Raw genomic sequence first — 12,929 nt, forward strand, 5'->3', positions numbered from 1 at the left:
TCTTGCGCTAGTTAGTTTCTTGTTGATTAAAGGACAGCATTTGAGGAAAATGGCTTTGAAAAGGAGTGAAGAGAGTGGATTTAGGATTGCAAGGAAAAGTGGCTGTCATTATGGGCGGCACGTCGGGCGTGGGATTAAAAACAGCAGAAATGTTTTTAGCTGAAGGAGCGAAAGTGGCTATTTGCGGCAGAAGTGCTGAGCGTATGGAAAGTGCACAAAGTCAATTGCTCTCATTTGGTGAAAAGGCAGATATTTTTGCCTCAACATGTGATGTCACCTCAAAATCGGATGTAGATTCTTTCATTAATGGTACCGCGGAGAGGTTTGGCGGAATCGATATTTTGGTGAATGCTGCAGGTCAAAGCGTGATGGGTCACTTTTTTGACATAACGGATGAGCAGTGGGAAGAACAGATTCAGTTAAAGTTCTTTGCCATCATATATGCCGTTCGTGCTTCGCATCCCCATATAGTGAAAAGGGGAGGCGGGCGGATCATTAATATTAATGCAACGCTTGCCAAAGAACCTGAACGTCATATGGTAGCGACTGCAGCAGCAAGGGCTGGCCTCCTTAATTTAAGCAAAACCTTGTCCCAGGAATTGGCCTTTGACAATATATTGGTGAATTCAGTGAGTCTTGGATTGATCCGGACCGATCAATGGGAGCGAAGAAGATTGAAAAATGCGCCTGATATGGACCCTGAAGAGTATTACGGGGACCTAGCGAAAAAACGGAATATCCCTCTCGGCCGCGTAGGGGAAGCGGAAGAAGTGGCCAGTGTCATTGTTTTCCTTGCTTCAGACAAAGCAAGTTATGTAGCGGGTTCGACGATTGAGACGGCAGGAGCGATCGGAAAGGCACTATAAATATATTACTGAAAAAGGTAGGATAACGCGATGAAAATACAAGAAGAATTAGAGTTTACAACCGCCGATTCCATCGTAAAGGAGCTTGTTCAAGCAGGTGTGGAAGCTGCTTTCGGGATTGTCAGCATTCACAATATGCCCATCTATGATGCAATTCTTAGGGAAGGGAGCATCAAACTCATTTGTTCACGCGGTGAGAGCGGTGCCGTAAATATGGCTGATGGATATGCACGCGCCACCGGGAAATTGGGTGTAGTGATTACCAGTACTGGAACAGGGGCAGGAAATGCTGCTGGTTCACTAGTGGAAGCTTGGGCAGCTGGTGTCCCCCTTCTTCATCTAACAGGTGAGGTGGCTTCTTCTTATCTTGGTACAGGCAAAGGATACATACATGAGTGTAAAGACCAGCTTTCAATGATGAGCGGAGCTTGTAAAAATGCAGTGAGGCTTAGAAACCCTGACCAAACCGCAGCAGTAGTAAGGAAGGCAATCCAAGAAGCTTTAACTGCACCAACGGGTCCGGTTACATTGGAAATTCCAATTGACTATCAATCGGTGATCATAGAAGATCTTTCACTCGAAGGGCTAAGAACTTCACCCTCTGAAACAAATTCAATGCCAATTATTCCTGAACTAGCCGTTCAAAAAATGGTAGGCGCACGCCGTCCTGTCATATGGGCCGGTGGTGGAGTCATCAGTGCCAATGCTTCGCAAGAGCTGAAAAAATTGGCGGAAATCCTTGGTGCAGCGGTTATAACCAGTCAGTCAGGAAAAGGTTCGATTCCAGAAAACCATGAACAATGCATCGGACATTTTGCGGCATATGAAACTACAAAAGAGTTTTTAAGAAATGCAGATTTATTGATCAGCGTAGGTGTAAGGTTTAGGGGGAATGAAACATCCAACTGGAAAGTGCCGGTGCCACAGGAACATATAGCGATCGATGCGGATTGGCAGGCCATTAACCGGAACTATAAAGCCACGTTAGGTTTGGTTGGCGATGCAAAGGATATGCTTGCTGCCATCATTCAAAAGCTTGAAGAACATTCAGTTCATGCAGAGCCATCTTATTTACAAGAAGTTCTTTCACTTAGAAATGAAGTGCGCGCTCAACTCAGGGAAACGCTTGGACCGTATGAGCAATTTGTAGATGGCATGAGGGGGATATTACCAGAGGATACCATTCTAGTTCGTGATGTGACCGTTCAGGCAAATGTTTGGGGTAGCCGTTTATTTGAAATCTATGAACCGAGAACATCGATTCATGCATCAGGCGGCGGAATTGGTCAAGGTCTTCCAACAGCAATCGGTGCCCAAATGGGATGTCAAGATAAAACCGTCGTTCTTATGGCTGGAGATGGTGGGTTTATGGTGAACGTTGGGGAAATGGTTACGGCAGCCGAAGAAAATTTACCAGTTATCATCGTATTGTTCGATGACTCAGGCTATGGAGTTCTTCGCAATATTCAAACAGCCGCATATGGTCGGCAGGTAGCTGTGGACTTATTGAGCCCTGATTTTGTGAAACTGGCTGAGTCCATGCATTTTGATGCAGTGCGTATTGGTTCTGGTGATGAATTCATATCCGAACTTAAAAAGGCTAAGGAAAGACGTAAACCTTCAATGATCGTCGTTGATATGGAAGCTGTGGGGCCAATGGCCAAACCATTTGGCGGACCACCGGGAGCTGCGGAAGCATTCAAGCCCAAAAAACTATAAGGAGGATTGAGAATGATTTCGACATACCCATTTGTTTCAGGAAAATATCTAGTTAATGGAGAATGGATAGAATTACCGGAAAAAGTCGATGTTGTAAATCCGGCAAATACATCGGAAGTAGTTGGCCAGGTGGCAAAATGCTCTGAAAAAATCGTGAGTGGCGCTATTGAAGCTGCAGAAAATGCTTTTGAAACGTGGTCTCGCTCTGATATCGGGGAACGGGCAAACAGGATGAACACTGCGGCAGAAGAACTATCAAAAGTTATCGAGGAAAATGTTACAGTGTTTGTACGTGAGAATGGCAAAACACTTGTTGAAGCTAAAAAGGATTTACTGCGCTGTGTTGAAGTAATGAAGGGCTGTGCAGCAGAGTTACTTGATTGGTGGAAGCCTGAAGTGCTTCCAGGAAAACAAAAAGTCCAAATCCGAAGAAGAGCAAGAGGTGTCACGGCAATAATCACACCGTGGAATTCTCCGATGATATTAACATTTAAAAGGGTCATACCTGCTGTTTTGGCAGGTAATGCCGTTGTCGTGAAACCTGCAACGAATTGTCCCTTAACGATCATGACCTGTTTAAAAGTAGTTGCTGAACATTTTCCTCCAGGAGTCATCAATATAGTCTCAGGATCAGGAAAAGCAATCGGCGACACACTATGTTCCGATTCACGCGTAAGGACATTGGCGTTTGTCGGAAGTACGGAAACCGGGAAAGATATCATGCAGAAATCAGCTGGAAATCTGCAAAAAGTATATATGGAACTTGGCGGCAATGATCCTGCCATCATCTTGGAAGATGCCAATATGGATGAAGCGGCTATCAAACGTTTGAGGATGGGGATTTTACGAGCAGCGGGTCAGGTTTGTTCTGCTGTAAAAAGAGTGTACGTCCATGAATCACGATATGATGAAGTTGTGGAGAAGCTGACCAAAGAGTTCAGCCGGATGGTGATCGGTGATGGAATTCAGCCTGATGTAACCATGGGTCCAATGAATAATAAAGCACAATATGACTTTGTGAATGGCTTGATCGAACGTACCGCTAAGTCAGGAGGAAATATAATCACAACCGGCATCCAGCTGAATCCGGAAACTTGGGATAAAGGTTATTATATGCTTCCTTCCATTATTACTGGCGTCGATCAGCAGAGCGAATTGGTTCGAGTGGAACAATTCGGACCGATCATTCCAATTTTACCTTTCAATGATATCGATGAAGTTGTAAAATTAGCGAATGATAGTGAGTTTGCACTGCGTGCATCTGTTTGGACCGAGAATGAAGATATCGCTGTCGAAATGGCAGATCGCCTTGAAGCTGGTGCCGTATTCCATAATAATCATACCGTTTTCAGTGACTTGGCCCTGGACTTCCCTGGCTTAAAAGAAAGCGGTGTTTCGCGGGAAACAAGACATTGCGGGTTGGAATTCTTTGCGGACTCATACGGGTTTGCTGATTGAGGAAGGATGAAACTACATGAAGTTAGGTTTAATCGGGTGCGGTAATATCGGAAAATTTCTGCTTAAGGCCATTAATAACGACGGGCTTCTTCCAGGTGGAAGAATCGATGCAATTTATGCCCGCCGTGGAGAAGTTGCGGCACAATTAGCTGAAGAATTCAGGACACAGCCATATCGTGATGTCGACGAACTCCTTAAATCCGATGTAGATTTAGTCATAGAGGCTGCAACGATAGAAGCAGCTGAAGAGTATGCATTGAAAGTGCTTAAAAGCGGGAAGGATCTCTTGCTAAGCAGCATTGGCGTGATGGCGAATTCCGCCTTTGAAGAACAATCAAACCAGATTTGTAAATTGAATGACGTGAATATTCTCCTTCCGTCTGGTGCGATTGGAGGTCTGGATGTACTTAAATCGGCAAAAGCGGTGAATGGACTTGAATCTGTTTGCATCACCACAAGAAAACCGCCAAACGCATTACCGGCAGGGTCTTCAGTGACAGAAGAAACGGTATTATTTGAAGGAACTGCTGCAGAAGCGATCAAGCAATTTCCGAGAAACATTAATGTTGCGATTGTGCTGTCTATGGCTGGTCTTGGATCAGAAAAGACGAAAGTGAAAATCATTGCCGATCCAAATGTGTTAAAAAATAATCACCTGATAGAAGCGTCAGGGTCGTTCGGGAAACTGAAACTAGAAGTGGAAAATGATCCGATGCCAAATAACCCGAAAACGAGTTATCTAGCGGCATTAAGCGTTTTGGCGACTCTGCAAAACAAGGAAAAAAGCGTTCAGATTGGGTAATGCTTAATGATGTAAAGCTTGGAAGGGAGAGAAAAAGTATGCTTAAAACTGAAAAATCCTTAGAAGAAATGTCGAAACAGCAAGTTGTTGACTATTTGAACGAAACAGTTAAACCAGAGGAAGGCGTTATACCTGCATACCTCCTTGGAGACCCAAAGGTTTATGATATAGAACATGAAAAAGTGTTTTTGAAAACATGGGTTTTTATCGGCCATGATTCTGAAGTACCGAACAAAGGAGACTTCATGACCCGTGAACTTGCTGGCTACTCGCTCATCATTACTCGTGATGCTGAAGGGGAAATCAGGGCTTTTTATAATATGTGCACCCATCGCGGAATGAAACTATGCCGTGCAGATAAAGGGAATAAGTCTTTATTTACGTGCCCCTACCATGGGTTTAATTTTAAAAACACTGGTGAACTCGTAGGAGTGCCATTACAAAAGGACATATATGGGGGTAACCTTGACCGCTCGGAAATGGGCCTTCACAAAGTAAAGCTTGAATCCTATAAAGGTCTTTTATTTGGAACTTGGAATGAAGATGCAGAGCCGCTTGAAGAGTTTCTTGGAGACATTAAATGGTATTTGGATATCCTTGTAGGACGTGCAGAAATGGAAGTAATCGGAGTTCCGCAAAGATTCGTTGTTAATTCGAACTGGAAAGTTGGTTCCGATAACTTTGTTGGTGATTCCTATCACACGATGGTCACACACGGATCCATTGCCAAACTGGGCATGGTGCCCAATGCTACCTATTCAAAGCGCGGTTTTCAAATCCATACGGACAACGGGCATGGTCTTAACTTAGGGACTCCTAATCCTGACTTCGCTTTCCCGGAAGAATTGAAAGATGAATTTAAAACTAATTTGTCTGAAGAACAATATGGAGTGTTATCAAACTTGAAGAATATGATTGGGAATGTTTTCCCTAACTTATCATTTTTAATATCCCATACAAAAATCAAAGACCAATTCATCTCCAACACTTCAATAAGGATGTGGCGGCCAATAGGTCACAATAAAATGGAAGTGATTGCTTGGATGCTTGTGGAAAAGAACGCCTCCCAAGATTGGAAAGATAGATCAAGAGATTCATTTATCTTGACCTTTAGCCCTTCCGGTATTTTCGAACAGGATGATACGGAAGTTTTTACTGATATCACTGAAGCAGCCCAAGGACCAATGCCTTTCCTAAAGAATCTAACCTACAATTATACTATGGGTCTTCATCGTGAACCAGTTGATTTTATAGGTCCTGGTGTTGCTTACGATGATAAATTCACTGAAGCGAGCCAAAGGAATTTTTACAAGTACTGGCTTGAATTGATGACGAAATGATAAACGGGAGGGGGAACGGAAATGAATGTGGAGAAAATGTTGCTCAAATGTCAATTTGAACAATGGCTGTATGATGAAGCTCAATTACTGGATGATATTGAATTTGATGATTGGTTCGATTTAATGCACTCGAGCTTACGCTATCAAATGCCTGTACGTGTTAATAAAGAAGGAGTGGAACGCCCGGATTATTCAACGGACATGTTTACATTTAATGATGATATTGAGCTGCTGAAACTTCGAGTGGATCGTTTGAAAACGGATTATGCATGGGCGGAAATACCGCCATCAAGAACACGGCGTTTTGTCTCAAATGTACGTGTTAAAGACTATGTTGAAGGTGAAAAGGCAGTCGTCAAGAGCTACCTGCTCATCTATCGTAGCCGCAGCACGGATATTCAACATGATCTGATTTCGGGGGAACGAAATGATGAATTCATTTTCGAAGAAGGTAAATGGAAACTTTCCAAACGAATATTCATTGTTGATCAATCAACGATAAATACCAGAAATCTTGCTATTTTCGTATAATATTGACTTGGTTAAAAAGGGGAGGCTGGTTACAATGGCAATGGCGTTAAAGGATAAAGTAGTGCTGATTACCGGTGGCAATTCAGGTATCGGGGAGGCTGTCACTAGACGTTTCATACAAGAAGGGGCAAAAGTCAGCATCATCGGCCGCTCGATAGAAACGCTAAAGAAAATGAAAGCGGAATTTGGTGAAGAGATTCTCATTAACCAAGGCGATGTAAGCAAATATGAAGACAATGAGAGGGCTGTCCAGGCCACTGTTGAGCAATTTGGAAAACTGGATGTTTTCGTAGCCAATGCAGGAGTCTTTGATGGATTTGCTAAATTTGCCGACGTAACTCCCGATGCACTTTCCGATGCATATGATTTTCTGATCGATATTAATGTTAAAGGATCATTCTTCGGTGCTAAAGCCGCTCTTGAAGAACTGCAAAAATCGAATGGAAATATTATTTTCACCGTATCCGGTGCCAGTTTTTATCCGGATGGCGGCGGGGTGTGGTACACAGCAAGCAAGCATGCCCAAATAGGGCTGATGCGGCAACTTGCCTTTGAACTCGCTCCTAACATCAGGGTGAATGCTGTAGCTCCTGGTGGCACTCTGACCGCATTATCGGTCATTCCTCCCCTGCGTCCATTCGTTAAAATCGTGGATAATGAAACGAAGGCAAATAGCATAAAAAAGAGAAACCCTCTACAGCTTGCACAGCTGCCTGAAGATCATGTAGCTGCATATGTCCTGTTGGCATCAGACGCAGCGCGTGCAATTACCGGTGAAGTCATCTCCAGTGATGGAGGATTGTCCGTACGCGGGCTGGGTTGAGTTCATAATAAAATAAACTATGGGAAGTAGGTTTATTAGTATGGCTGAATCACTATTGGGCAATAGGAATATTAATCAACTCGCATTTGTTGTAAAAGATATTGAAGCTGCTAATCTAGCTTTCACAAGACTGCTGGGCATTAAGAAGGCAGAACCATTTCTAACTGGTGACAGTTCTGTTTCGAAAGTTACTTTTAGAGGTGTACCAACGGAATCGCAATCCAAACTGGCTTTCCTGAATACTCCTACCGTCCAATTTGAACTAATAGAACCCGATAAAAATCCAGGAACGATGCGTGAGTTCCTGGATGAAGTAGGTGAAGGGATCCACCATATAGCTTTTGATGTGGACTCTATCCAAAAGAGGCTGCCAATCTTGGAGAAAAGTGGCTACCCAGCTTTGCAAACAGGTGAATTCACATCAAGTGACGGCCGATATGTATATGTGGATACACTAGATGATCACAAAACGTTAGTTGAACTGCTTGAAAGTGCGGAGCCAAGAGTAACGGCATGGGAAAGACCGGAAGATGACAGCATTCAGCCGCTACTAGGGACTAACAAAGTGGAACAGCTTGCGTTTGTTGTCAAAGACCTTGATGCGGCTGCAGATGCATATAGTAAGTTGTTGGGTGTTGAAAAACCTCCCATCATCCATTCTGGTTCATCCGATATTACAAACGTGATTTACAAAGGGAAGCCCACTGAAGGCAAATCAAAATATATGTTCATCAATACTCCGTTAATTCAAATTGAATTGATCGAGCCGGGCGAATCACCCAGTACGTGGAAAGATCATCTAGAAACATATGGTGAGGGTGTTCACCATATCTCTTTTGTCGTTAAAGACATGGAGGCTAAAATGAAGATGCTGGAAGAAATGGGCTATCCGGTCATACAGAGAGGAAACTTTTTTAACGGAAAAGGCCGGTATGCCTATATGGATACAAAAGCGACCTTTAAAGTGATTATTGAATTGCTGGAACGTTACGATGAGTAAACAAGTAACCATTGATCATCAAAAGGTGTATGGATGATTGTCCGGACATTTGGAACTTACATAATTAGGAATAAGAACCCCAGGGGTCATTCAATCGAAAAACCTAGCCATTTTCCCACCTAATCAGCTGAATAACTACCTAGAGCGCAACCGTATAAAAAGCATACAAGGCAATGGTCGGGAAGGGGACTTCAACCATGGCCTTGTACGGTTCGAATAAAAGTGAAAAATTTAACAGCAATATTATTACTTTTTCTACATCTTTGTCACGAATGGTCTGGATTAACTGTAAGTGCTCGTTGTTTCGTTCCTCATACCAAGATTTATCAACCCAATGTAACATCCTCATTACGGGCCGATTAAAAGGAAATTCGAAAAGAAAGTCATGATGAATCTGTAGTTTTTTGGAGAAAGGTATTTCTCGAGTTGGAATATAATAAGCGGGGAAATTCGATGTTTGCACGACTTGCCGCTATTCGGTCATTTTTAATTATTTCTTGTTGCGGTTTATCCGTTGCCCATTCCAGTTTTTTTAAACTCCTCTTCCGTAATTCCTTCACAGTCTTTTTGTATAGAATGGTTTTCGAGCATTTTACTGATTTCCAATTCTTACTGCATAAGTTGAATATCCACATTGGATATGACCATCCCTATGGACAGGTTTAACCAGAAGCAAATTTTCCTATTCCAATTTCCCAATAGCATCACAAACCGGTGTACTGTTACAATTGAAGCTGGGCGATATCATCTTCCGTTAAACGGTCTCCGGGCAATACTCTTCAATGATCGCACTATTAATAACAAAAAATATACCTTCCCTTAAGGGCTTAGAAAAATAATGTTCTATTTGTTCTGAAAATATTGATAACGGTTGGTTTCCATGGCGCTCCTTTTTAATAATATACAAGTATATATTTTTTATCTTAAAAATGAGTGAAGTCATTTCAATGCTTCATACATTTTATTGATACAATTCAATGGGATGGATGACCCTATTACCACTAAAGACGCTCACAAGGCTATCGGAACTTTTTGGCAAGTGATAAAATTCCAGGTAGCCCTCATATATGCTGTAACTGGGGACCTGCCTGAAACTTTTGAGGAAAAAAGGGCGTCATAGAAAAAGCGGAAGCACTAATAGTAGGTTTTGATATCATTTTGCCCTGACGAGTGATGTATATGAAAATTCTTTTTAGAGATAACCATGCTAGAAGGGAGATTCATGTTGCTCGATTACATAAAGATGCTATGATTGAGATCGAAGTATTTTAAACACAAGAGAACATCAGATTGATATTTTCTTTTGTTTATATACATAGAGGATCAGGAGGAGTTATAAATGAATTTAGCACAATTTCCTAGAAAGCGATATACACCGACATATACACCAGTTGAAAGACTGGATCATTTTTCTGAAGTTCTAGGGGGCCCATCCATTTACGTTAAACGAGACGATATGCTTGGTCTGACGGCAGGCGGAAATAAAACAAGGAAACTGGAATTTCTTGTTGCCGATGCATTGGACAAAGGCGCGGATACATTGATTACATGTGGAGGCATTCAATCAAATCATTGCCGCTTGACACTAGCTGCTGCGGTTAAAGAGAAAATGAAATGCATCCTTGTGTTGGAAGAGGGCCTTTCAAATACTGAACCGGATTTTAACGGTAACTATTTTCTCTACCATTTATTAGGAGCTGAACAAATAAAAGTAGTGCCTAATGGAGCTGACTTAATGCAAGAAATGCAAAAAGTGGCTAAAGAGGTGACAGAGAAAGGACATCAACCTTACATTATCCCGGTTGGGGGATCCAATGTCATTGGTGCGACGGGATACGTTGCATGTGCTCAGGAGATCTTGGCCCAGTCCTTTGAGCAAGGGATTGATTTGAAAGCAGTTATTTGTGTAAGCGGCAGTGGAGGAATGCATGCTGGTTTGGTGGCAGGATTTCATGGAAATCACAGTGGAGTATCGGTAATTGGAATAAACGTAAGCAGAGGGAAAGCTGAACAAGAAGAGAAAGTTTTTCAGCTTGTTAAGGAAACTTTAACACATATCGGCATTCCGAATTCACTTCCTCGTGAGGCTGTTACGTGTTTTGATGAGTATGTCGGCCCGGGTTATGCTTTGCCTACACCTGAAATGGTGGAAGCAGTCAAGCTAATGGCAAGAACGGAAGGGATATTGTTGGATCCGGTATATACGGGGAAAGCGGCAGCGGGACTCATCGATTTAATACAAAAAGGCACCTTTAAGCCGGAGGATAACATTCTATTTATTCACTCTGGCGGTGCTTCATCGCTTTACGCCAATACGTCTCTCTTTAATTGAGATTTTACGAACCAACTGGTTCGCCGGCACCAGTTGGTTCGTCTAAAGTAATCATTTCAAGTTGATCTCGTTGAATAGAATGATGTTTCGAAAGCATTCTCATCACCTCAAGTTTTTAATGGATCTATTTTAAAACAAAAAAAGACTGTAGGGAAAAGTGTTATATCTAAAAGGTAAGTCAAAGTTTTATTGGAACGGAAGGTACGAGACTCCTGCGGGAAAAGCGCGCCCCACAGGCGAAAGCCGAGGAGGCTCCGGGACCGCCCGCGGAAAGCGAGTGCCCTACGTTCCAATCAACGTCCAAATTGTACAAGCCATAAAAAAGGACAAACTCGATTTTGAGTTTGTCTACAGTCTGAGAGGATTCTACAGTTGTAGAATCCTCCTTTAATGTTACTTTTCAATTAAAGACCTCGTATGATCAAAAACAACTTTCCCATCAACGATCGTTAACTGTACCTTTGTATTGGGGATTTCTCCCACTGGCATTTCAAAGAGATTTCGTTCTAATACTACGATATCAGCAAGTTTTCCTACTTCTAATGTTCCCAATTCCTTCTCCCTAAAGGAACCATAAGCTGATCCGGCTGTATAAGCTTTCAATGCTTCGGCAAGTGTGATGCGCTCATGTGGATGCCATACCGCTTTTCCGCTGCTGTCGATTCTCGTTACTGCCCGATAGATTTGCAGAAGCGGATCAAGGGTATCGATTGGGAAGTCCGTTCCGAATGCCAATTTCGCCCCGGCTTCTTGCAGTGTATTAATCGAGAAAACATACTTTTCTCGTTCTGTACCAATCCGCTCGGTATACACACCTCTTTCAGACATCGCAAAGTGATCCGGCTGCATTGAAGCGGTCACGCCTAGCTGTTTGAAACGATGAATATCATCAGGGTGGATCACTTCAATGTGTTCAACGGAATGCCGCGAGTCTCGTTTACCGTTTGTCTTTTGCGCTTCCTCATAGGCATCTAAAGCAAGGCGAATCGCTCCGTCTCCAATTGCATGAAAACGAATGCTGAAGCCTTCTTTATCAGCATCTACGACCCATTTTTTGATTGTTTCAGGAGGGAACGATGATTCACCTCGTGTATTCGGTTGATCAGCATAAGGTTCAAGTAAATAAGCGGTACGGGCTGTAATGACGCCATCGATAAATTGTTTAAGTCCTGACACACGAAGTTTGTCCGATTGATACGTATCTCGTAATTTTTTGACACGTTCAAGATTGCCATTTAAAGCTGGCCATAAATGAATACGGGCAGTTAAACCTCCATTGTTTTCAAATTCTTTGAAAACATCATAATCATTAAGCATTTCCAATGCTTCTATTGCGAATAAGTCGTGGACGGATGTTACTCCTAAACCAGCCGCATGAGTGAGGAAATTCGTGAAAAGTTCTCTCTTTTGTTCTTTTGTAAAATGATAGGCATGGAGGATAACCGCGTCCATTGCTTTTTCGTATAAAAGACCATTAGGTTCCCCATTTTCGTCTTTTCCAATCATTCCATACGAAGGGTTTTCCGTATGACGGGTAATATTAGCGATTTCAAGTGCCTTTGAATTTACCCATGCGTAATGACCTTCGGCGTGAAACATAAGCACCGGACGGTCGGGGAGAATGCGGTCCAATGAAGACCGATTCGGTAATTGCTGCGTATCCCAATATCCTGCATCCCATGAAGCGCCGATTATCCAAGGATCTTGCGGGCGCGATTCGGCAAATTCACGAATCATTTCCAACGCTTCTTCTTCTGAACGGGCTGGGAATAAATTGGCACTATTCATCGAAACAGCCCCATCCATCATGTGAAGATGGAAATCATGAAAACCCGGTAGAATTAATTGGTCATTAAATTGATGGATTTTGGTATTCTCGCCTAAATAAGGTTTAACCTCCTCCTTAGAACCAACCGCAATGATTTTATTGTCCTTAATCGCAATTGAGGCGGGCTCCGGTTGATCAGAAAGTCCTGTAAATACAGCATTACTTGAAATAATTACATCAGCTGGTTGTTGATTCATTATCTATCATTCCTTTCAATTCTATAGAATAGC

At 42.5% G+C, this 12,929-nt stretch carries 11 protein-coding genes; 9 read left to right on the forward strand and 2 right to left on the reverse strand.

All coding sequences use genetic code 11. The features are described from left to right. Positions 1–74: 74 nt before the first annotated feature. From J7I90_RS01445 to J7I90_RS01480, 8 genes are read left to right on the forward strand one after another with little or no spacing between them, the layout of a single operon-like run. Positions 75–866: an SDR family oxidoreductase gene (locus J7I90_RS01445; protein WP_054396069.1), complete on the forward strand. Its 792-nt coding sequence runs from the start codon at positions 75–77 to the stop codon at positions 864–866. A 30-nt stretch (positions 867–896) separates the two neighbouring features. Next, complete coding sequence (locus tag J7I90_RS01450; protein ID WP_214768077.1) at positions 897–2,585, forward strand: thiamine pyrophosphate-binding protein; 1,689 nt, start codon at positions 897–899, stop codon at positions 2,583–2,585. A 12-nt stretch (positions 2,586–2,597) separates the two neighbouring features. Continuing rightward, positions 2,598–4,043, forward strand: coding sequence for an aldehyde dehydrogenase family protein (locus J7I90_RS01455; protein ID WP_214768078.1), 1,446 nt, complete (start codon positions 2,598–2,600; stop codon positions 4,041–4,043). A gap of 16 nt (positions 4,044–4,059) precedes the next feature. Next, the gene (gene nadX / locus J7I90_RS01460) at positions 4,060–4,845 is read left to right on the forward strand and encodes an aspartate dehydrogenase (protein ID WP_214768079.1); all 786 of its coding nucleotides are present in this window, start codon (positions 4,060–4,062) and stop codon (positions 4,843–4,845) included. A 38-nt stretch (positions 4,846–4,883) separates the two neighbouring features. After that, positions 4,884–6,185: an aromatic ring-hydroxylating oxygenase subunit alpha gene (locus tag J7I90_RS01465; RefSeq protein WP_034312297.1), complete on the forward strand. Its 1,302-nt coding sequence runs from the start codon at positions 4,884–4,886 to the stop codon at positions 6,183–6,185. Between the two features lie 21 nt (positions 6,186–6,206). After that, positions 6,207–6,716 (forward strand): aromatic-ring-hydroxylating dioxygenase subunit beta, encoded by a 510-nt coding sequence (locus J7I90_RS01470; RefSeq protein ID WP_034312295.1) that lies wholly within the window; start codon positions 6,207–6,209, stop codon positions 6,714–6,716. A gap of 34 nt (positions 6,717–6,750) precedes the next feature. Further along, complete coding sequence (locus J7I90_RS01475) at positions 6,751–7,539, forward strand: SDR family NAD(P)-dependent oxidoreductase (RefSeq protein WP_222619771.1); 789 nt, start codon at positions 6,751–6,753, stop codon at positions 7,537–7,539. Positions 7,540–7,579: 40 nt separating this feature from the next. After that, positions 7,580–8,539, forward strand: a complete 960-nt coding sequence (locus J7I90_RS01480) for a VOC family protein (protein ID WP_214768080.1) — start codon at positions 7,580–7,582, stop codon at positions 8,537–8,539. A 139-nt stretch (positions 8,540–8,678) separates the two neighbouring features. On the opposite strand, the gene J7I90_RS01485 is transcribed toward J7I90_RS01480, so the two are convergent. Beyond that, positions 8,679–8,888 (reverse strand): hypothetical protein, encoded by a 210-nt coding sequence (locus J7I90_RS01485; protein ID WP_214768081.1) that lies wholly within the window; start codon positions 8,886–8,888, stop codon positions 8,679–8,681. A 990-nt stretch (positions 8,889–9,878) separates the two neighbouring features. On the opposite strand from J7I90_RS01485, the gene cuyA reads away from it, so the two are divergent. Continuing rightward, positions 9,879–10,871 (forward strand): D-cysteate sulfo-lyase, encoded by a 993-nt coding sequence (gene cuyA, locus J7I90_RS01490; RefSeq protein WP_214768082.1) that lies wholly within the window; start codon positions 9,879–9,881, stop codon positions 10,869–10,871. Positions 10,872–11,264: 393 nt separating this feature from the next. Here the strand turns inward: cuyA and J7I90_RS01495 are convergent, their stop codons facing one another. Then, complete coding sequence (locus J7I90_RS01495; RefSeq protein ID WP_214768083.1) at positions 11,265–12,896, reverse strand: amidohydrolase; 1,632 nt, start codon at positions 12,894–12,896, stop codon at positions 11,265–11,267. Positions 12,897–12,929: the final 33 nt, after the last annotated feature.

This window comes from Bacillus sp. ISL-57 (assembly GCF_018613135.1).
Lineage (GTDB): Bacteria > Bacillota > Bacilli > Bacillales > DSM-1321 > Peribacillus > Peribacillus frigoritolerans.